Here is a 20,554-nt window from a genome sequence, read left to right as displayed (position 1 = left end):
TGTCCACTGTTCGGCAACGCAACGCGCCCCGTCACCGTGCCGAGTGAAAGGCGTCACACCAACGTGGTCGGTTGGCCTGTGGGGAAGGTGGGTAAAGCTGGGGACAGCGCTGGGGAGAAGTACCCCTTGCCTGTGCACCGGGTGTGCAGAACTTTCGCCCGTCCACAGAAACCACCGGTTGTCCACCGCCTCCACCCACAGGCTCAGTGGATAAAAAACCGGCACTGACCTGCGAAAACGGGGTTATCCACGGTTTCCACAGGCCCTACTACTACTCCCACTTAGAGTTACCGGGGAATTAGCTTGGAAGAGGGGCCTGTGCACAACTCGCCCTCCGGTCCTCCGACGCCGCTCGCCACGACTTGACCCCGACGGGCACCCGCTGTCAGTGCGGTGCGTCAGACTGGTCCCCAGTGCCAGCAACAGCAGGAGGGCGGCTAAGTGAAGATCCGGGTGGAACGCGACGTACTCGCAGAGGCGGTGGCGTGGGCGGCGCGCAGTCTCCCGGCCCGGCCTCCGGCACCTGTCCTGGCGGGCTTGCTGCTGAAGGCCGAGGAAGGCGCACTGAGCCTGTCCAGCTTCGACTACGAGGTCTCGGCCCGTGTCTCCGTGGACGCCGAGATCGACGACGAGGGCACGGTCCTCGTCTCCGGCCGGCTGCTCGCTGACATCTGCCGCGCCCTTCCCAACCGTCCGGTGGAGATCTCCACAGACGGTGTACGGGCCACGGTGGTCTGCGGCTCCTCGCGGTTCACACTCCACACGCTTCCTGTGGAGGAGTACCCCGCGCTGCCGCAGATGCCCACAGCGACCGGCACGGTCCCCGGTGAGGTCTTCGCCTCCGCCGCCTCCCAGGTGGCCATCGCCGCGGGCCGCGACGACACGCTGCCCGTCCTGACCGGCGTACGCATCGAGATCGAGGGCGACAAGGTCACCCTGGCCTCCACCGACCGCTACCGCTTCGCGGTCCGCGAGTTCCTGTGGAAGCCGGAGAACCCCGAGGCCTCCGCGGTGGCCCTGGTCCCCGCCAAGACGCTCCTGGACACCGCCAAGGCGCTCACGAGCGGCGACACGGTCACCCTGGCGCTGTCAGGGTCCGGTGCCGGTGAGGGGCTGATCGGCTTCGAGGGCGCAGGGCGGCGTACGACCACCCGTCTCCTCGAGGGCGACCTGCCGAAGTACAAGACGCTCTTCCCCACGGAGTTCAACTCGATCGCGGTCATCGAGACCGCCCCGTTCGTCGAGGCCGTGAAGCGCGTGGCCCTGGTGGCCGAGCGGAACACTCCGGTGCGGCTCAGCTTCGAGCAGGGCGTGCTGATCCTGGAGGCGGGCTCCAGCGACGACGCACAGGCTGTGGAGAGGGTCGACGCCCAGCTCGATGGCGACGACGTCTCGATCGCCTTCAACCCGACGTTCCTGCTCGACGGCCTGAGCGCGATCGACTCCCCGGTCGCTCAGCTCTCGTTCACGACGTCCACGAAGCCCGCGCTCCTGAGCGGCAGGCCGGCTGTGGACGCGGAGGCCGACGAGGCGTACAAGTACCTGATCATGCCGGTACGTCTGAGCGGCTGAGCCCACAGGTGTGAGCGGGCGTCCGGGCGTAGGCTCGGACGCGGGTACGAAGGTGCCTCCACGCCACATCGCTACTGTAAGGAACCACTGATGGAGCTCGGTCTCGTCGGCCTCGGCAAGATGGGCGGCAACATGCGCGAGCGCATCCGCCGCGCAGGCCACACCGTCATCGGATACGACCGCAACCAGGATGTCGCGGATGTCCCCAGCCTCGAAGAGCTTGTGGGCAAGCTCAAGGGCCCGCGTGTCATCTGGGTGATGGTTCCGGCCGGAGCCGCGACCCAGTCCACCGTCGACGAGCTCGGCGAGCTGCTCCAGCCCGGTGACGTCGTCGTGGACGGCGGAAACTCCCGCTGGACGGACGACGAGAAGCACGCCGAAGAACTCGCCGCCAAGGGCATCGGCTTCGTCGACTGCGGCGTCTCCGGAGGCGTCTGGGGCCTGAAGAACGGCTACGCGCTGATGTACGGCGGCGACGCCGAGAACATCGCGAAGGTCCAGCCGATCTTCGACGCCCTCAAGCCCGAGGGTGACTTCGGTTCCGTGCACGCGGGCAAGGTCGGCGCGGGCCACTTCTCGAAGATGGTTCACAACGGCATCGAGTACGCCATGATGCAGGCCTACGCCGAGGGCTGGGAGCTCCTGGAGAAGGTCGACTCCGTCACGGACGTGCGTGAGGTCTTCCGCTCCTGGCAGGAGGGCACGGTCATCCGTTCCTGGCTGCTCGACCTGGCGGTCAACGCCCTGGACGACGACGAGCACCTGGCGAAGCTGCGCGGCTTCGCGGCGGACTCCGGCGAGGGCCGGTGGACGGTGGAAGCCGCCATCGACAACTCCGTGCCGCTGCCCGCGATCACGGCCTCGCTCTTCGCCCGCTTCGCCTCGCGGCAGGACGACTCCCCGCAGATGAAGATGATCGCGGCGCTGCGCAACCAGTTCGGCGGCCACGCCGTCGAGTCCAAGAGCGAGAACTGATCCACAGCCTGTGCGGGAAGCCGCGCAGGCCTGTCAGCAAGTGAAGTAGGCCGGGGGAGGTCGGCGCACACCATGCACGTCACGCATCTGTCGCTGGCCGACTTCCGCTCGTACGCCCGGGTCGAGGTCCCTCTCGATCCGGGCGTCACCGCGTTCGTGGGCCCCAACGGCCAGGGCAAGACGAACCTCGTGGAGGCCGTCGGCTATCTCGCCACGCTCGGCAGCCACCGGGTCTCATCGGATGCCCCGCTGGTGCGCATGGGCGCCGAGCGCGCCGTCATCCGGGCCGCGGTCCGGCAGGGCGAGCGCCAGCAGTTGATCGAGCTCGAGCTCAATCCGGGCAAGGCCAATCGTGCTCGCATCAACAGGTCGTCGCAGGTCAGGCCCCGTGACGTACTCGGAATCGTGCGTACGGTGCTGTTCGCCCCCGAGGACCTGGCGCTGATCAAGGGCGACCCCGGTGAGCGCCGGCGCTTCCTCGACGAGCTGATCACGGCGCGCTCCCCCCGCATGGCGGGCGTGCGCTCCGACTACGACCGCGTACTGAAGCAGCGCAACACCCTCCTGAAGTCGGCCGCCCTGGCGCGGCGGCACGGCGGGCGCTCCATGGACCTGTCCACCCTCGACGTGTGGGACCAGCACCTCGCGAGCGTGGGCGCCGAACTGCTCACGCAGCGGCTCGACCTGATCGCCGCGCTGCAGCCGCTCGCCGACAAGGCGTACGAGCAGCTGGCACCCGGCGGTGGCCCCGTCACGCTCGACTACAAGCCGTCGGCGCCGGGCGAGGGCCACACGCGTGAGGCTCTGTACGAGCAGCTGATCGCCGCCCTCGAAGAGGCACGCAAGCAGGAGATCGAGCGGGGCGTGACGCTGGTCGGGCCGCACCGCGACGACCTGCTCCTGCGCCTCGGCCAGCTCCCCGCGAAGGGGTACGCGAGCCACGGTGAGTCCTGGTCGTACGCCCTGGCGCTGCGCCTGGCCTCGTACGACCTGCTGCGCGCCGAGGGGAACGAACCGGTGCTCGTCCTGGACGACGTGTTCGCGGAGCTCGACGCGCGCCGCAGGGAGCGCCTCGCGGAGCTGGTGGCGCCGGGCGAGCAGGTCCTTGTGACCGCCGCGGTGGACGACGACGTGCCGGGCGTGCTCGCCGGGGCGCGGTTCGCCGTGTCGGACGGCGCGGTGGAGCGCGTATGACCACGCGCCTGAGCCGGGAGTGCGTATGAGCGCCGAAGAGCCCGCCAAGGACACTCCCCAGGACTCGGCCAAGGACACGCCGAAGGTGCCCGAGCCCTCCGGCGTCGATCTCGCCCGCGTCGCCCTCCGGGCCGCCAAGGAGCAGGCACGCGCGCGTGGCGACGCCGCGCAGCAGAAGAAGCAGGCCCGCAGGGGCGGTCTTCGGTCCGGTGCGCGCGCCGACGGGCGTGACCCGCAGCCGCTCGGCTCCGCGATCAACCGCTTGATCACCGAGCGGGGCTGGGAGACGCCGGCCGCCGTCGGCGGGGTGATGGGCCGCTGGCCGCAGATCGTCGGCGAGGACCTGGCCAACCACTGCGTCCCGCAGAGGTACGACGAGAACGAGCGGATCCTGACCGTCCAGTGCGACTCCACGGCGTGGGCGACGAACCTGCGCCTCCTGGCCCCGCAGCTGGTCGCGCGCCTCAACGAGGACCTGGGGCACGGCACCGTGCGCCTCATCAAAGTCCTTGGCCCCCAAGGCCCCTCGCGGCGCTTCGGACCCTTGCGCGCACCGGGCAGCACGGGCCCCGGCGACACCTACGGATGAGGCCGTACCGGTTGGTAGCTCGGGGTTGACACCCCGAAGCGCTGAGTGCCGCTGTGAGCCTCCTAGGGCCCCGGGCCGCATATGGGGAGTCGGGCGAGGCCGGTTCAGGACGGCACATGCGGACTCAGGTACCGGCAAACCCCCATCACTGTCGGCGCTACCGGTAGACTGGAAGCTAATCCCGCCCCACTTGTGGGACGCATAGAACAACGCTGACTATCGCTGAACGACGCAGCCGCTCCGGCCACCGCCGGGTGCTTGGCTTGTGCTGTGCCAGAAAGGGCGCTTCGTGGCCGATTCCGGCAACCCCAACGAGAACATCCCGTCTACCGTCGCTGGTGAGCACGGCGAGGTGACAGCCTTGTACGACGCCAGCGCGATCACCGTCCTCGAGGGTCTGGACGCGGTTCGCAAGCGGCCTGGCATGTACATCGGGTCGACCGGTGAGCGTGGCCTGCACCACCTCGTGCAAGAGGTTGTCGACAACTCCGTCGACGAGGCCCTCGCCGGGCACGCGGACACCATCGACGTCACGATCCTCGCCGACGGCGGCGTACGCGTCGTCGACAACGGCCGAGGCATCCCGGTGGGCATTCACCCCGTCGAGAAGAAGCCGGCCGTCGAGGTCGTGCTCACCGTGCTGCACGCGGGCGGCAAGTTCGGCGGCGGCGGATACGCGGTCTCCGGTGGTCTGCACGGCGTCGGTGTCTCCGTCGTGAACGCACTGTCGACGAAGCTCGCCGTCGACATCAAGACCGACGGCTACCGCTGGACCCAGGACTACAAGCTGGGTGTGCCGACGGCCCCGCTCGCCAAGCACGAGGCGACCAAGGACACGGGCACCACGGTCACCTTCTGGGCAGACCCGGACGTCTTCGAGACGACCGAGTACTCCTTCGAGACGCTGGCACGGCGCTTCCAGGAGATGGCGTTCCTCAACAAGGGTTTGACCATCAAACTCACTGATGAGCGCGAGTCGGCGAAGGCGACGGCGGGTGCGGACTCGGTCGAGGCGAAGGACGACGCCGTCGACGAGGCCCGCACGGTGACGTACTACTACGAAGGCGGCATCGTCGACTTCGTGAAGTACCTCAACTCCCGTAAGGGAGAGATGATTCACCCGACCGTCATCGACGTCGAGGCCGAGGACAAGGAGCGCATGCTCTCGGCCGAGATCGCCATGCAGTGGAACTCGCAGTACACCGAAGGGGTCTACTCCTTCGCGAACACGATCCACACGCATGAGGGCGGTACGCACGAGGAGGGCTTCAGGGCCGCGCTGACGGGCCTGGTCAACCGGTACGCGCGCGAGAAGAAGCTGCTGCGCGAGAAGGACGACAACCTCACGGGTGAGGACATCCGCGAGGGTCTGACGGCGATCATCTCGGTGAAGCTGGGCGAGCCGCAGTTCGAGGGCCAGACCAAGACCAAGCTGGGCAACACCGAAGCGAAGACCTTCGTACAGAAGGTCGTGCACGAGCACCTCACGGACTGGTTCGACCGGAACCCGAACGAGGCCTCGGACATCATCCGCAAGGGCATCCAGGCCGCCACGGCCCGCGTCGCCGCCCGCAAGGCGCGCGACCTGACCCGCCGCAAGGGCCTGCTCGAATCAGCTTCCCTGCCCGGAAAGCTGAGCGACTGCCAGTCGAACGACCCGACGAAGTGCGAGATCTTCATCGTCGAGGGTGACTCCGCCGGTGGTTCGGCGAAGTCCGGCCGCAACCCGATGTACCAGGCGATTCTGCCCATCCGAGGCAAGATCCTGAACGTCGAGAAGGCGCGGATCGACAAGATCCTGCAGAACCAGGAAGTCCAGGCCCTGATCTCGGCCTTCGGCACGGGCGTGCACGAGGACTTCGACATCGAGAAGCTCCGCTATCACAAGATCATCTTGATGGCGGACGCCGACGTCGACGGCCAGCACATCAACACCCTGCTCCTGACGTTCCTGTTCCGCTTCATGCGGCCGCTCGTCGAGTCCGGGCACGTGTACCTCTCGCGCCCGCCGCTCTACAAGATCAAGTGGAGCCGGGACGACTTCCAGTACGCGTACTCCGACCGCGAGCGCGACGCGCTGGTCGAGCTCGGCCGCCAGGCCGGCAAGCGCTTCAGGGACGACTCGGTCCAGCGCTTCAAGGGTCTCGGTGAGATGAACGCCGAGGAGCTGCGCATCACGACGATGGACCAGGACCACCGCGTTCTCGGCCAGGTCACCCTGGACGACGCGGCGCAGGCCGACGACCTCTTCTCGGTGCTGATGGGAGAGGACGTGGAGGCACGGCGCTCGTTCATTCAGCGCAATGCCAAGGACGTTCGTTTCCTCGACATCTGAGTCGGCCGTACGAGCCGCACCTCGAAAGGACTTTGACCAGCAATGGCCGACGAGAACACCCCTGTGATGCCCGAAGAGGAGCCCGCCGTTCCCGGCGTGGGCATGCGTGTCGAGCCCGTCGGGCTCGAGACGGAGATGCAGCGCTCATACCTCGACTACGCGATGTCCGTCATCGTGTCGCGTGCGCTGCCCGACGTACGGGACGGTCTGAAGCCCGTCCACCGCCGCGTCCTGTACGCGATGTACGACGGTGGATACCGCCCCGAGAAGGGCTTCTACAAGTGCGCCCGCGTCGTCGGCGACGTCATGGGCACCTACCACCCGCACGGCGACTCCTCGATCTACGACGCCCTGGTCCGCCTGGCCCAGCCGTGGTCGATGCGGATGCCGCTTGTGGACTCCAACGGCAACTTCGGCTCTCCGGGCAACGACCCGGCGGCCGCCATGCGGTACACCGAGTGCAAGATGGCGCCGCTGGCCATGGAGATGGTCCGTGACATCGACGAGGAGACCGTCGACTTCACGGACAACTACGACGGCCGCAACCAGGAGCCGACGGTCCTGCCGGCGCGCTTCCCGAACCTGCTGATCAACGGCTCGGCGGGCATCGCGGTCGGCATGGCCACCAACATCCCGCCGCACAACCTCCGCGAGGTCGCGGCGGGCGCGCAGTGGGCTCTGGAGCACCCGGACGCCTCGCACGAGGAGCTGCTCGACGCGCTGATCGAGCGCATCAAGGGCCCCGATTTCCCGACCGGCGCACTGGTAGTGGGCCGCAAGGGCATCGAGGAGGCGTACCGCACGGGTCGTGGCTCCATCACGATGCGCGCGGTCGTCGCGGTCGAGGAGATCCAGAACCGCCAGTGCCTGGTGGTCACCGAGCTCCCCTACCAGACCAACCCCGACAACCTCGCGCAGAAGATCGCCGACCTGGTCAAGGACGGCAGGGTCGGCGGCATCGCCGACGTCCGCGACGAGACGTCCTCGCGTACGGGCCAGCGCCTCGTCGTCGTCCTGAAGCGGGACGCGGTCGCCAAGGTCGTACTGAACAACCTCTACAAGCACACCGACCTCCAGTCGAACTTCAGCGCCAACATGCTGGCCCTGGTCGACGGCGTGCCGCGCACCCTCTCGCTGGACGCGTTCATCCGCCACTGGGTGACGCACCAGGTCGAGGTCATCGTCCGGCGCACGAAGTACCGGCTGCGCAAGGCCGAGGAGCGGGCGCACATCCTGCGCGGCCTGCTGAAGGCCCTGGACGCGATCGACGAGGTCATCGCGCTCATCCGGGCCAGCCAGACGGTCGACGTCGCGCGTGAGGGCCTGATGGGCCTGCTCTCGATCGACGAGATCCAGGCCAACGCCATCCTCGAGATGCAGCTGCGCCGCCTGGCCGCCCTGGAGCGCCAGAAGATCGTCGCCGAGCACGACGAACTGCAGGCGAAGATCAACGAGTACAACGCGATCCTGGCCTCGCCCGAGCGGCAGCGCCAGATCATCAGCGAGGAGCTCGCGGCGATCGTCGACAAGTTCGGCGAGGACCGTCGCTCGGCGCTCGTGCCCTTCGACGGCGACATGTCCATGGAGGACCTGATCGCCGAGGACGACATCGTCGTCACGATCACGCGTGGCGGTTACGTCAAGCGCACGAAGACGGTGGATTACCGCTCCCAGAAGCGCGGCGGCAAGGGCGTCCGCGGTACGAAGCTGAAGGAAGACGACATCGTCGACCACTTCTTCGTGTCGACGACCCACCACTGGCTGCTGTTCTTCACCAACAAGGGCCGGGTCTACCGCGCGAAGGCGTACGAGCTGCCGGATGCCGGACGCGACGCCCGCGGCCAGCACGTGGCGAACCTGCTGGCCTTCCAGCCGGACGAGAAGATCGCCGAGATCCTCGCGATCCGTGACTACGAAGCGGTGCCCTACCTGGTGCTCGCCACCAAGGGCGGCCTCGTGAAGAAGACCCCGCTCAAGGACTACGACTCGCCGCGCGCCGGTGGCGTCATCGCGATCAACCTCCGTGAGACGGACCAAGGCAAGGACGACGAGCTGATCGGCGCCGAACTCGTCTCGTCCGAGGACGATCTGCTGCTCATCAGCAAGAAGGCGCAGTCGATCAGGTTCACCGCAACGGACGATGCGCTGCGTCCCATGGGCCGCGCGACCTCGGGCGTCAAGGGCATGAGTTTCCGCGGCGGCGACGAACTGCTCTCGATGAATGTCGTCAGGCCGGGTACTTTCGTCTTCACCGCAACCGACGGTGGGTACGCCAAGCGCACCAACGTCGACGAGTACCGCGTCCAGGGCCGTGGCGGCCTCGGCATCAAGGCCGCCAAGATCGTGGAGGACCGCGGCGAACTCGTGGGCGCCCTGGTGACGGAGGAGACCGACGAGATCCTCGCCATCACCCTGGGCGGCGGTGTGATTCGTACGCGAGTCAACGAGGTCAGGGAGACGGGCCGTGACACCATGGGCGTCCAACTGATCAACCTGGGCAAGCGCGATGCCGTGGTCGGTATCGCTCGTAACGCCGAGGCCGGACGCGAGGCAGAGGAAGTCGACGGTGACATCGTCGTCGACGAATCGGCCGACGGCGAGCCGGTCGTCGGTACGGACGAGGGCACGGAGTCCACGGCCGAGTAGCGCGAGGAGAGAGTCATCGTGAGTGGAGCCACGGGCGCCGGAGCGAGTGGAACCGGCAAATCCGCCGGTACAGACGGTGCCCGTGGCTCCGCCACTGATTCTCAAGACTCGCATGAGTCCCGTGGATCCCAGGGGGGAACCGTGACCGACACCCGAGGGCCGCAGTCGGCTCAGTCAGCGCAGTACGGCGGGTCCTACGAAGGCGGCGCCCAAGGGTCCCAGGGGGCTACAGGCGCACTGCCCGGAGAGCGGCAGCCCCAGCAGCAGGGGGGCCAGGCGTACCACCCGCCGCAGGCCTACCAGCAGGGGTCCCAGACGGGTTCCGTGCGCAGGCCGCGGACCGGGGCACGCACGACGCCCCGTACGCGCAAGGCGCGGCTGCGGGTGGCCAAGGCCGACCCGTGGTCGGTGATGAAGGTCAGCTTCCTGCTCTCCATCGCACTCGGCATCTGCACGATCGTCGCGGCTTCCGTGCTGTGGATGGTCATGGACGCCATGGGTGTCTTCTCGACGGTGGGCGGCACGATCTCGGAGGCGACGGGCTCGAACGAGTCCAACGGATTCGACCTCCAGTCCTTCCTGTCGCTGCCGCGCGTCCTGATGTTCACGACGATCATCGCGGTCATCGACGTGGTCCTCGCCACGGCGCTCGCTACGCTCGGTGCCTTCATCTACAACCTCTCCGCGGCCTTCGTGGGCGGCGTGGAGCTGACGCTGGCCGAGGACGAGTAGTACTTACTCCTGCTCGCTCCCGCTCTTCCGCTCTTCCCCGTTTGCCAGTTTCCCCGCCTTCTCGCTCGCTCGCTCGCTTCCTTAGGTCTACGTAGCCCAGGGTCCCGCCCGCAGAGGGTGGGGCCCTGTTCTGCTTCCCGGCCCCTCCTCACGGCCGCGTGTTCCCGGCCGATCCGGTCCCGCGGGGCCCGTCCGGTGCCTGCGGGGGTATCGATTTTGGGACTGGCCCGCACGTGCGCTAATCTTCAGAGGTCAGCGCGCGGGACACACCGCAGCGCGGCGGGGCTATAGCTCAGTTGGTTAGAGCGCATCCCTGATAAGGATGAGGCCACAGGTTCAAATCCTGTTAGCCCCACCAGCCAAAAGACCCCCAGTCGATCATGACTGGGGGTCTTTGACATCCACGGGTGACATCAGCCGATGAGTGGATCTTCCAACAGGTCGGCGAGCAGCGAAACAGCTTCCCGCTCACCGTCGCCCACAACGTGTGTATAGACGTCCATGGTCATGCTGATCTGGCTATGCCGCAGGATCGCCTGAGCGACCTTGGGATGCACCTTCAGGAACGCGAGCAGGGTGCCGCAGGTGTGCCGCGCGAGCCGCACCGTGATCCGGCGAACTCCAGCCCGCTTCACCAGGGCGTTGAACATCCGGGAGAACCCGACAGGGTCCGTCAGCCCACCACGCTCGGACGAGAAGATCACGTCATGATCCGGCTCTTGTCCCCAGTCATCACCGACGATCTTCCGTTCCAGCTCTTGCAGGGCACGACGCTCCTCCAGGGCACGAGCGCAGAACTCCGGCAGGGGCAGCACCGCCTGTGAGGACTCGGTCTTGAGGTCTTTGAGGACCAGGCCCACGCCCTTCTCGCGCTGTACCTGCTTGGTCGGCGTGAACTGTCCGGTCTCGAAGTCGATGTCTTGCCAGCGCAGGCCCAGGACCTCGCTGCGGCGAAGCCCGAGGACGAGCACCAGGACACAGGCCGCGTAGAAGCGGTGGGCACGCGACGACCGAAGGAAGGTGATCGCCTCAGGGGCGTTCCACGCCTTGCCCTTGTCCTTGCTGACCTTGGGCATGTCGACCAGCAGCGCGACGTTGCGCGTCAGCAGCTCCTCTTTCACGGCGCGGTTGAGCGCGTTCCGGAGGGTCCGCAGCACCTCGAAGCGGGTAGCCGCACCGACCTTCTCGCGCGTGAGAGCACCCATGAACGCACGGAGCTGCGCCGGGGTGAGCTTGACCATCGACTTCTTGCCCAGGTGGGGCGCGAGGTAGAGCCGTACCTTCGACTCGTACTTCACGTACGTGTTGTGCTCCTTCTCCGGCTTCACGATGTGCTCCAGCCAGTAGGCCAGCCACTCGCCGAGCGACCACGAGCGAGACGGCACGGGGACACCGTTGCGCTCCTGGTCCTGGAGCTTGCCGAGCTTCTCGTTGGCTTCGTCCCACGTCCGGCCGTACACGTACTTACGGACCCGGTTGCCGTCCGTGTCAGTCACATAGGCAGCGCCCTGGTACCGGCCATCGGACCGCTTGGTGATCGTGCCCCCGCCGTTGGGCCGACGCTTCGCCATCAGGCAGGCTCCCCGATCTGACCGGTGATGAAGTCGCGGACCGCCTGATCCGGGATACGACGGCACCCGTCGACCTTGATGGACACCAGACGGTGCGTGCGGATCAGGTCGTAGACCTTGGTCCGGCCTACCTTGAGTCGCGCCATGACATCGGGCACGGTCAGCAGCTCGGGGACGGCGGTGGTCACGTGACGGCTCCTTCCATGTCGAGGAGCGTGGTTTTCTCCTCGCGGGCGAGTTCTCGGTTCTGCTCGATGTCTCGGCGGATGTTGGCGGCGAGCCAGGATTCGCCGGGGGTGTGGCCGTGTCCGGCGTAGGTCCAGTGGGCGAGGGTGAGGGTGGTCTCCTCCGGGATGTCGCCGGGGTCGGGGAGGCCGAGGGCGGCGCGGTGTTGTGCGGCGCGGTAGTCGGCGCGGACCTGGCGGAGGGCGCCGAGGGTGGTGGAGTAGCGGCGGGATTTGGTGGAGAAGTGGCCGCGGAAGCCGAGCATGTGGGCCCAGTCGCGGAGCTTGCGGTCCGGGTAGACGTGGTGGAGGTCGAGGCAGGCCTCGATGAGCCGCCGGGGGTGGTCGGGCACGCCGAGGAGGACGAGGGCTTCCTTGTTGCCGATCCGGCGGTCGACCGTGCCGGTGGTCTCGGCGGCTTTGGTGGCGTACTTGGCCACGTAGGAGGCGACGGCCTGTTCGGTGATCTCCGTACCGTCCCCGAACGCCTTGATCGTCTGGACGTCGAGCCGGTCACCCCAGCACAGGACACGGGCACGGTGTTCGCCAGAGGCGGGGAGGTCGACGCGGACGCGAGCAGCTGCAGCGTGGATCGCGTCGGTCAGCAACGCGAGGGTGGCCCAGTGCGGGGGCGGGGTGTCGGGGCCTTCGGGGCCGTCGAAGCGGATGACGGCATGGAAGTGGATCGCGCCGCGCTTCTGGTACTCGGCGACCTTGCCGAAGGACAGCCGGGACTGTTCACGGGCTGCTTTCTGCGTGAGTCCGGCGCGGGCAGCGATCTCGCGGCGCAGGTAGATCGTGAAGTAGCGCCACAGGTCGGAGGCGTGGTTGTTCCACAGCACCGAGCCCGCGTAGTCGTAGGTGTCCGGGTCGAGCGGGGTGCCCAGCTCGGATGCGTCTTCCGGGTGCCGGGTGCCGCAGTGGCAGGCACGGGTTCCAGGCCGGTTATGGACCGGTCCGAACGACGGAGCGGTGAGGGTGGCGAAGACGCGGGGGTGTTCGCGCACGGTGGGCGGGGTGCCCTTGGCCGGGTCTCCGACGAGTCCGGCGCGGATCAGGTGATAGGTGTCCCCGGCGTAGGTCCAGGCGCAGGAGGGGCAGCGCGAGGCACGGCGATTTCCGCAGGCGACCCGAAGTCTGCCGCCGGGCTCGGTGTCGGTTGAGTAGGAGTAGAGGGCCTGGCCGGTGGTGCGGTCGCGGGTGACGGTGGCGCCCTGGAGGTGGATCGGGTCGGAGCAGCCGCCGGTGCGGCGGATCTGGTCCTGTACACGGTCGAAGCCGGGGGACCCGGCCACCCTCAGCACGTCGGCGAGGGTGGCCGGGTCCAGGCCCGCCATGGTGGCGGTGTCGTTCATCAGCAGGTCACCGACCAACGCGGGCGAGGGCGGCGGCCGAGGTGGTGTGACCGTCGCCCTTGCAGGTGCGGCAGTCGGCCTGAAGGGTCACGCGGGAGCCATCCAGGTTGCGGGTGCCGGTGGTGATGGCGACGGTGGCGAAGCCGTCGCAGTCGCGGCAGATACGACGGGCAGGAGCGAACTGGGCCATGATGGGACTTCCCTTTCGGGTCCGTTGGATCTGGAGGGATGAGCCGTCCGGGGCGGCGGAAGTTTGGCGACCGAGGCCGCCCCGGGGGGCGCTAGTACTTGCGGTAGGCGCTCTTCGAGCGGATGGGCCGAGAGCGCGTAGGGCGCCCGCGCACGGGGCGGGAGCGGCCCTTGGAGATGCGGCCGGATGAACCGCCGCTCTTGGATGCGCGGTTGAACGTGTAGCTGAGACCGCAGCTCGCGGACAGGACCGCGATGATCGATGCGGCGATGATCTGGACGACGAAGGCGAGCACCAGCAGCACGACCGCGCATCCGGCGGTGATGGCCAGGGTCAGCAGGATCGGCCCCTTGTAGGAGCGGGGAGCCTCCTGCACGATCACGACCGATCGCGGGTCGATGCCGGGCGGAAGCCGCTCGTAGAGATCGGCGGGGATGTGACCGGCGCGGATCTGTTCGTCGGGCAGTCGCATGGCTGGGCTCCTCGTCAGGCCGTGCAGCGGTGGGTGCGGGCGGTGAGTTCGGCAGCGGAACGGTCGCCGTGCTCGGTGGAGAAGCCGCAGTTGGGGGCGGTGCAGGCGGCGGTGTGCTTGGTGCGTCCGCGTCCGTTGTTGTAGCTGGCGACCTTGACGGGTCCGATGCGAAGGACGTCGTAGAAGCGGTTCGGGCGGGTCATGGGTGGATCTCCTCTCGGGTCAGGCGAGTTGGAGGTGCGTGGCGATCTCATCGACGACGGGCGCGGGGAGACCGAGTTGAGCGCGAAGGTTGGCGGCCGAGAGCGGTGTGCCGGTGGTCGCGCGGTGGTTGTCGGCGAGCTTTCGGGCGTGGTCCAGAAGTGCCGGCGGAACGCTCACCGCATCCGGCTTCGGCGCCGGGAGTGGCGCCGGTTCGGCGGCCGGGAGCTCAGCGGGTTCGGGGAGATCGGGGCTCTCGTCGAGCGTGGGCGAAGGGTTGGCGCGGTGCAGGTCGACGGCGGCCGGTTCCTCGGTTGGATGCGGTGCCGGAGCCGGGGCGCTGTCGGTGGGGGTGTGGACCAGGAGCGTGCCGCCCAGGAAGGCGAGCGCGGGCCAGCCAGCGACCGTGATGCGCAGCCAGGCCGGGACGGCATCCAGGTCGAGGAGTCCGGCGGTGGCGATGTTGGCGCCGAGCGAGGCGAACAGGGCGATCACGAACCAGGTCCAGGCAGCACGGTCACCCCGGGCGGCGCGCAGTCGGCGCCAGGCCGCCACCAGCAGCAGATCGACGCTGATCGGATAGGCCCAGGCTTGCCAGCCGGTCTGCCCGGCGGCTTCGGCCAGGTCGTGCAGGTGGGAGAAGGACAGCGCACCGGCGATGACGGCTTGCACGAGCACCGCATCCATACGGATCGAGCGGACCATGTCCTCACCTCCTTCAGGGAATCGAGCAGGGGCGGGTAGGGACGTGGCGCGAGACGGTCACGCCGACCGGGAAGCGGGAGGACTGTTACTCGGTGACCGGCCGAGGATTCACCAGCGGCGGAGCAGGCTCCGGCGTTGGTTCGGGGCGCACCAGCGGCCGGAACGGGGCCAGAAAGGCCAGCTCGGGAGTCAGGTGCGCGAACTCCCGGCAGGTGGCCGCAGCCTCAGCGGAGGTCATGGCGGGGGTGCGGATACGGGACCAGCCGCCGGAGGAGTCACCGGCCACCGCCACCCCGGGGCGATCCGGCGCGATGGTCGTGACGGCCTGTACCGCTTCGGGGGCGATGTCGCCCAGACCCATCTCACCGGTCTGCTTGTCGTTGACCCGGTGCACGACACGGCCGGTCAGCTGAGCGCGCAGCGTCGTGGCGCCCTTGCCCAGCTCGGAGCCGAAGCGCTGGCCGCACACCTCGAGGTAGATGCCGATCGCGCGGGCCATCTGTCCCAGCCGGACCATCTGCATGACCATCTGGTCCCGGGCGGCCTCGTCCTTCTTGGAGGCCACGAGGAACAGTTCGGCGACCTCGTCGACCAGGACCACCAGCGGCACAGGCCGGACATCTTCCGGCAGATCCCACAGGTCCGAGACGTCATGCAGGCCCAGCAGATCGAAGCGGTCCTCCATCTCGGCAACCAGCACATCGAGCAGCTGCCCGGCCTCCTGCGGGGTGGTCGCCAGCGCCGACAGGCGAGGGGCGTATCGGCTCTGTTCCACCCCGCGCTTGCAGTCGATGCCGACCAGGCCCACCGGCAGCCTGGCCAGACCGGCGACGAGGTTGCGCTGATACATCGACTTGCCCGACTGGTTGGCGCCGAGCGTCAGGGCGTGCGGCACCTTGCGGTACTCCCGGGCGAACACCGAGCCGTCCTCGCGCAGCGCGACCGGAACGACCATCGGCCCCTCAGACTTCGAGCGCGGCATGCGCACACGGGCCAGCACGTCGTAGCCGGTCATCCGCAGTTCCACGAGGCCCGGACGGGTCTCCCGCACGATCACCGAGCGGACTCCCCAGGCGTGCCGCAGCCGTTCGGAGGCCGCCGCCACATCTGCCGGTTCTAGACCAGCGGGAAGTCGCAGGGAGATCCGCAGCCCGGTCGAGGTGGGCCGCACCCGGCGGACCTTCGGAGGCTGCGGCCGAACCTCCCGCCGGGCCACGTTGCGGGTCATGAACGCCCGGAAGCCCGACGGCTGCACCGTGAGCCCACAGACCTCCATCGTGGAGCGGTAGGTCAGGGTGAACCGGCCCCAGGTGAGCGGCAGGCCGACCAGCGACCAGTACACGCGCGGAGCGCGGAACTTCGTGAAGCCGAGCCCACCGGCCACCACCGCGATTGCGGCAAGCAGCAACCAGGCGCCCAGGTTCTCCATGATCAGGACCCCGCCGTGATGGCGACCGCGCGGAACGAGATGCCGTGGCGCTTCTGGCCGTTGAACTCGTTCTCCCAGTCACGCGCCTTGAGACCGATCACCGAGACCGGCATGCCCGGCGTCAAGCTCTCCGGGATACCCGTCTCGGGCACGGTCACCTGGTAGAGGTTGCCCTCCCCCTCATCCGAGATGAGCAGGCCCACCGTCGACAGAGCCGCACCGGTCTCCCGGTCCATGGCCCGCTCACCGGTCTGCTTGTTGATGACCTTGGGCGTCGGCGCGGTCGCCACGAACACCACAGCGGTCGAAACGTCGATCTTGAAGGACGGCATGAAGTACTCCCTGAGTCGATTCGTTGGAGCAGCCCCAAAGGGAGGCTCCGCACCCGCTGTCCTAGGACTGCGAGCGACTTAGGGAGACTGTGGCACGCAGTCCTGGGACTGTCAACAGTCCTAGGACTGTGTTTGACTGGTCTCGTAGAAAGGAGTCGTCAGATGGCGCCGAAGTGGCGAGAGCTAGCGGACAAGCTGACTGAGCAGATCAAGAGAGGTGACTACCCGCCGGGCAGGCAGCTTCCGCAGATCAGGGAGCTAGTAGCAGCGGGCGAAGGCTCTAAGTCGACCGTCCACGCGGCGTACAAGGCCCTTGAGGCCGAGGGGCTTGTGACCTCGTCCCGAGGGCACGGAACGGTTGTGCGGCAGCAAGTCCCGCTCAAGCGACTCGGCATTGCCCGGTACGACAAGGCCAAGTGGCGGGATGGCGATGAGGTCGCGTTCATCGCAGACCGCGTGGCCTCCGGGCGCAGCTACCGGCGGAATGAGCAAACCCAGAAGGTCAGCCTCGTCGAGGCTCCGCCCGCAGTCGCAGCCGCACACGGGCTGCCCGAAGGCTCACAGGTGTATGCCCGAGCGCGTCTCGTGAAGGAAGGCGACCAGCCGACTCACACCTTGACCAGCTACTACCGGCCTGAGCACGTCGAGGGCACTCGGATCGTGGACCCGACGCCGGGACCGGCGGGCCGTGGCGGCGGATTCCGGGTCCTGTATGACGCGGGGTACGAGATCGACCACATGAAGGAAGCGATCTTCGCTCGGGCTGCGACACCGGACGAAGCGAAGCTGTTGCAGCTACCGGCAGGCGAACCCGTCGTCGAGCTGCATCGGACGACTTACACGGCCTCTGGCACAGTGGTCGAATTCGCCATTGGTGTACACGCGGCTTCGCGCTTCGCCTGGGAGTACGACTTCAAGGTTCCAGACTCGGCGAAGGGCGAGAAGGAGCAGTAATGATCTCGACGCAGGCATGGGCTGACGCACGACGCCTGTGGGACTACCACCAGATGGGCCACGCCCTCCGACCCTGCTCAGTCGCGATCGGCTTGGGTAGTCACGACTTGGGCGTGGCCGATGCGGCGGTAGATCTGTACGAGCGCGGATTGGCTCCACTGCTTGTGTTCACCGGAGCCACAAGCCCCACGACCCGAGAACGTATGCCGCGGGGCGAAGCCGTCCACTACCGGGAACGGGCCCTTGAACTCGGTGTCCCCGGCTCAGCTGTGCTTGTAGAACCCCGTGCGCGCAATACGGGCGAGAACATTCACTTCTCAAAGGCCGTGCTCGAGGAAGCTGGAGTGGATGTGTCCTCCGTGCTTCTGATCAGCAAGCCGTATGAAGAGAGGCGCGCATACGCCACGGCGCGGAAACTGTGGCCCGAAGTCGAGGTCGTCAGCGCGTCCACCCCGATGACGTTCACGGAGTACGTCGATTCGATCCAGGACGCCCGTCTGGTCATCGACATGCTCGTGGGCGCGCTTCAGCGATTGCTGATCTACCCGGATCAGGGATTCATGATCAGCCAGTCCGTGCCGGATGACGTGCTTGAGGCCTACGAGCGGCTATGCGCCGAAGGCTTCACAAGCCGACTCCTCGCCACCGACCGGCCATCAGCCTGAGGCCAGCTACCAACACCACCTTTCCGGCCCGGACGGCAACTAGTCCACCTGCCCTTAGGGCCTGAGAGCTGTTACGAGTTTCTCTACCTCATCAAGCCCCGGCTGCGCTCCGCTCCGCCGGGCGGGCTCCCGGCTCCGCTCGGGGCGCCGCTCCTGCCTTCGGCCCGCTCCGCCCCGGCTGCGCCGACGCCCGCCCACACGCGGATAGGGCCCGGGGCCATAAGGCGAGCACTGCAACCACGGCGGCCCTGGCCAAGGACATGCCTCCGGCGGGGGCGCTCTGACTCTGGGATGGAGGGGGCGCCGTGCGCGACTGCGGGCCCATCGTGGCGAGCGTTGGGGGCTCCCATCCCGTCCACCATCGCCCCAGGCAAAGCCGAGCAGACGCGGCCCATGGCGTCCAGGTCGTTCGTACAGTGGCGCGCTCCACCTGGACGCCATGAACCACGCCCGCTCCACGGTGTGTGGGTCGACGGCGGACGGGATGGGAGCTGGGGTGAGTGGTGGGTGGAGGACGGGGCGCGAGGGGATACTGCCGACGTGAACGCCACCGTCGCAGTCGCAGCCATCACAGCCGGATCTACTCTTTGTGGTGCTGCGTTAACCGGCGGTTTCACCCTCTGGTTGCATGCGAAGCAGAGTGCTTCCCAGCGCGCGTCAGCTCGGGAAGAAGCGCGTCGCACTGCCTACGCCACGTTTCTGACCGCAGCGACACAAGCATGGATGGCGCTCGACGACATATGGACGTTGAGGCCGCCCTCACACCTCTCCGAGCAGGCGCCAGCCCAAATCGCCACAGCCGAAGCGGCCCTCAAAGACCTGGACCACGCTATGCACGTGGCAGTGCTCCACGGCCCAGTAGAGGTGAGCGAGCCCGCTGGAGCCATCTACTTCAAAGCAGTCGAGGAGTATGTGACCGCTACCGGCCTGCTGCTGAATGGCACAGGCCGACGTGAGACAGCGTCACAGCTTCACGGAAGAACGGCCCCCGACCGAGCAGGCCGCCTAAGTCAGCGACATGTCTTCGTCGTGGTGGCTCGCCGGGCATCCGGAGGGGAACAGCACCTCTGAGCAGCCCACAGCGAGTGTCGCTGGAAGTGAAATCGTGTTGTCGCTCTCGTGCCAAAACAGATGGAGCTGGACACGCATACCTCGGGAGAGGCAGGGGGCGCCTTGTCAAGACGGCCCGGACTCGTGACATCAGCACCTGACACCAACACGGACGGACGACGTCGGTCTACGCCGAACCTCGGCAGCCGTCGAGCAGGGGCAGGCGTGCGGTTAGACGAGGTCGAGGAGCCCCATTGATCGACCTGATAAGGATGAGGCCACAGGTTCAAATCCTGTTAGCCCCACAGACACGAAGAAGACCCCCAGCCCGTATCGGCTGGGGGTCTTCTTCGTGTCTGAGAGGCCCCTTGGGGACGGTGGCCGAGTCGGCCGGGGCCGTGACTACGGCTCTGCGGCGAGCCCGCCCGGATGGGCCTCGGCCTCGACGGCCGTCTCCGTGTCGTCAGTGGGGAGGTGGCGGCAGCTGGGGGACGATCCGTGCGCCTCGGCGCGGATGCGCTGCTTCATCGTGGGCGGCAAGGACCGTTCGTACGCTGCTGCCCAGTAGGCCGCCAGTGGTGCCGTCATGGTCGGCGCGCTCTTGCACGTTTCCGTGGCCTGCTGTACCGGCGTGGCCGCCGCTGCCGTCGTGGTGAATCCAAGCGTGGCGAAGAGTGCGAGGAAGGCGGTGATGAGCGTGGTCCACAGCTTCATGGCCTTGGTGCCGGTCATGGCGTCTCACTTTCGGGTTGGGCGATTTGCGTACTTTCCTCATGATGTGTATGTCGAGCCGAGAGTGGGGGACCGACGCTCATGGCGCGTCGATGTTCAGATGAACACCACCCGGATGGCCGTAAAAGGCTCCTGAGGGGCCTGGGAGGGGGCCAGGTGAGGTCAGGAGCGGTGAAACTCCCGGCGGGCCGTGAGGCGCCAAAGGGGCGGCGATGCCCGATTCGACTGCTGTGTTCGGGGCGGGAGTTGGCGTGGATCCAGGTCACCGATCGGTATCGGTCGGTGTGTATAGTCGGGCGCCAAGAGGTCCCTTACGTCAAGAAAGACGAGGTCGCGCGGTGAAGAAGCTTCTCCTGGTCGCACTGGCCGCCATCGGCGGGCTCCTCGTGTACCGCCAGATCCAGGCGGATCGCGCCGAGCAGGATCTGTGGACGGAGGCGACTGACTCCGTGCCCACGGGTTCGTGAGTACAGACAACAGTCTCTTCACAGGGCCAGGGGGGGGGGGGGGGGGGGGGGGGGGGGGGGGCTGGGGGGGGGGGGGGGAGGGGGGGGGGGGGGGGGGCGGGTGGGGGGGGGGGGGGGGTCCCCCCCCCCCCCCCCCCCTGGCAGTGCGCCGGCCTCTCCCTCCC

Annotated in this window: 20 protein-coding genes and 1 tRNA gene; 11 read left to right on the top strand and 10 right to left on the bottom strand. The window is 67.8% G+C overall.

All coding sequences use genetic code 11. The features are described from left to right. The first annotated feature begins 441 nt into the window (after positions 1-441). The 8 genes from dnaN to ACZ5CR_RS21245 all read left to right on the top strand — a co-directional run bounded on the left by dnaN (position 442) and on the right by ACZ5CR_RS21245 (position 10,401). The gene (gene dnaN, locus ACZ5CR_RS21280) at positions 442-1,572 is read left to right on the top strand and encodes a DNA polymerase III subunit beta (protein WP_468859658.1); all 1,131 of its coding nucleotides are present in this window, start codon (positions 442-444) and stop codon (positions 1,570-1,572) included. A 90-nt stretch (positions 1,573-1,662) separates the two neighbouring features. Beyond that, on the top strand, positions 1,663-2,547 hold the full coding sequence (gene gnd / locus ACZ5CR_RS21275) for a phosphogluconate dehydrogenase (NAD(+)-dependent, decarboxylating) (RefSeq protein ID WP_389902735.1): 885 nt from the start codon (positions 1,663-1,665) through the stop codon (positions 2,545-2,547). A gap of 72 nt (positions 2,548-2,619) precedes the next feature. Beyond that, entirely contained in the window at positions 2,620-3,741 is a 1,122-nt protein-coding gene (recF, locus tag ACZ5CR_RS21270; protein ID WP_468859655.1) for a DNA replication/repair protein RecF, read from the top strand. Positions 3,742-3,766: 25 nt separating this feature from the next. Beyond that, positions 3,767-4,330: a DciA family protein gene (locus tag ACZ5CR_RS21265; RefSeq protein WP_389902729.1), complete on the top strand. Its 564-nt coding sequence runs from the start codon at positions 3,767-3,769 to the stop codon at positions 4,328-4,330. A 265-nt stretch (positions 4,331-4,595) separates the two neighbouring features. Continuing rightward, positions 4,596-6,665, top strand: coding sequence for a DNA topoisomerase (ATP-hydrolyzing) subunit B (gene gyrB, locus ACZ5CR_RS21260; protein ID WP_389902727.1), 2,070 nt, complete (start codon positions 4,596-4,598; stop codon positions 6,663-6,665). A 42-nt stretch (positions 6,666-6,707) separates the two neighbouring features. Continuing rightward, positions 6,708-9,311, top strand: coding sequence for a DNA gyrase subunit A (gene gyrA, locus ACZ5CR_RS21255; protein WP_468859652.1), 2,604 nt, complete (start codon positions 6,708-6,710; stop codon positions 9,309-9,311). 18 nt (positions 9,312-9,329) lie between these two features. Beyond that, positions 9,330-10,043, top strand: coding sequence for a DUF3566 domain-containing protein (locus tag ACZ5CR_RS21250; protein WP_468859650.1), 714 nt, complete (start codon positions 9,330-9,332; stop codon positions 10,041-10,043). 281 nt (positions 10,044-10,324) lie between these two features. Continuing rightward, positions 10,325-10,401, top strand: a tRNA-Ile gene (locus ACZ5CR_RS21245). A 55-nt stretch (positions 10,402-10,456) separates the two neighbouring features. Here the strand turns inward: ACZ5CR_RS21245 and ACZ5CR_RS21240 are convergent. The 9 genes from ACZ5CR_RS21240 to ACZ5CR_RS21200 all read right to left on the bottom strand — a co-directional run bounded on the left by ACZ5CR_RS21240 (position 10,457) and on the right by ACZ5CR_RS21200 (position 16,522). After that, positions 10,457-11,614, bottom strand: a complete 1,158-nt coding sequence (locus tag ACZ5CR_RS21240) for a tyrosine-type recombinase/integrase (RefSeq protein ID WP_468859648.1) — start codon at positions 11,612-11,614, stop codon at positions 10,457-10,459. Then, a complete protein-coding gene (locus tag ACZ5CR_RS21235; RefSeq protein ID WP_468859646.1) occupies positions 11,614-11,802 on the bottom strand; it encodes a helix-turn-helix domain-containing protein in 189 nt (62 codons plus the stop codon). The genes ACZ5CR_RS21240 and ACZ5CR_RS21235 overlap by 1 nt, the downstream gene beginning before the upstream one ends. Then, positions 11,799-13,193: a replication initiator protein RepSA gene (repSA, locus tag ACZ5CR_RS21230; RefSeq protein WP_468859644.1), complete on the bottom strand. Its 1,395-nt coding sequence runs from the start codon at positions 13,191-13,193 to the stop codon at positions 11,799-11,801. The genes ACZ5CR_RS21235 and repSA overlap by 4 nt, the downstream gene beginning before the upstream one ends. 7 nt (positions 13,194-13,200) lie before the next feature. Further along, positions 13,201-13,383 carry a hypothetical protein gene (locus ACZ5CR_RS21225; RefSeq protein ID WP_468859643.1) on the bottom strand — a complete coding sequence of 61 codons (183 nt, stop codon included), beginning with the start codon at positions 13,381-13,383 and terminating at the stop codon, positions 13,201-13,203. Between the two features lie 91 nt (positions 13,384-13,474). Beyond that, the gene (locus tag ACZ5CR_RS21220) at positions 13,475-13,855 is read right to left on the bottom strand and encodes a hypothetical protein (RefSeq protein WP_468859641.1); all 381 of its coding nucleotides are present in this window, start codon (positions 13,853-13,855) and stop codon (positions 13,475-13,477) included. A 14-nt stretch (positions 13,856-13,869) separates the two neighbouring features. Next, positions 13,870-14,058 carry a mobile element transfer protein gene (locus ACZ5CR_RS21215; RefSeq protein ID WP_468859640.1) on the bottom strand — a complete coding sequence of 63 codons (189 nt, stop codon included), beginning with the start codon at positions 14,056-14,058 and terminating at the stop codon, positions 13,870-13,872. Positions 14,059-14,077: 19 nt separating this feature from the next. After that, positions 14,078-14,761, bottom strand: coding sequence for a DUF2637 domain-containing protein (locus ACZ5CR_RS21210; protein ID WP_468859638.1), 684 nt, complete (start codon positions 14,759-14,761; stop codon positions 14,078-14,080). An 85-nt stretch (positions 14,762-14,846) separates the two neighbouring features. Beyond that, on the bottom strand, positions 14,847-16,190 hold the full coding sequence (locus tag ACZ5CR_RS21205; RefSeq protein ID WP_468859636.1) for an FtsK/SpoIIIE domain-containing protein: 1,344 nt from the start codon (positions 16,188-16,190) through the stop codon (positions 14,847-14,849). Between the two features lie 2 nt (positions 16,191-16,192). Next, on the bottom strand, positions 16,193-16,522 hold the full coding sequence (locus ACZ5CR_RS21200; RefSeq protein WP_468859634.1) for an SCO3933 family regulatory protein: 330 nt from the start codon (positions 16,520-16,522) through the stop codon (positions 16,193-16,195). Between the two features lie 162 nt (positions 16,523-16,684). Here ACZ5CR_RS21200 and ACZ5CR_RS21195 point away from each other — a divergent pair, with 162 nt between their 5' ends. Then, positions 16,685-17,476, top strand: coding sequence for a GntR family transcriptional regulator (locus ACZ5CR_RS21195; RefSeq protein ID WP_468859632.1), 792 nt, complete (start codon positions 16,685-16,687; stop codon positions 17,474-17,476). Continuing rightward, on the top strand, positions 17,476-18,141 hold the full coding sequence (locus ACZ5CR_RS21190) for a YdcF family protein (protein WP_468859630.1): 666 nt from the start codon (positions 17,476-17,478) through the stop codon (positions 18,139-18,141). Before ACZ5CR_RS21195 ends, ACZ5CR_RS21190 begins: the two co-directional genes overlap by 1 nt. A 1,452-nt stretch (positions 18,142-19,593) precedes the next feature. Here ACZ5CR_RS21190 and ACZ5CR_RS21185 read toward each other — a convergent pair. Next, positions 19,594-19,923: a DUF6344 domain-containing protein gene (locus ACZ5CR_RS21185; protein ID WP_389902720.1), complete on the bottom strand. Its 330-nt coding sequence runs from the start codon at positions 19,921-19,923 to the stop codon at positions 19,594-19,596. 338 nt (positions 19,924-20,261) lie between these two features. On the opposite strand from ACZ5CR_RS21185, the gene ACZ5CR_RS21180 reads away from it, so the two are divergent. After that, the gene (locus ACZ5CR_RS21180; RefSeq protein WP_003999697.1) at positions 20,262-20,390 is read left to right on the top strand and encodes a DLW-39 family protein; all 129 of its coding nucleotides are present in this window, start codon (positions 20,262-20,264) and stop codon (positions 20,388-20,390) included. Positions 20,391-20,554: the final 164 nt, after the last annotated feature.

It is taken from the genome of Streptomyces sp. NPDC031274 (assembly GCF_055570235.1).
This window is presented reverse-complemented; position numbering and strand designations above follow the sequence as displayed.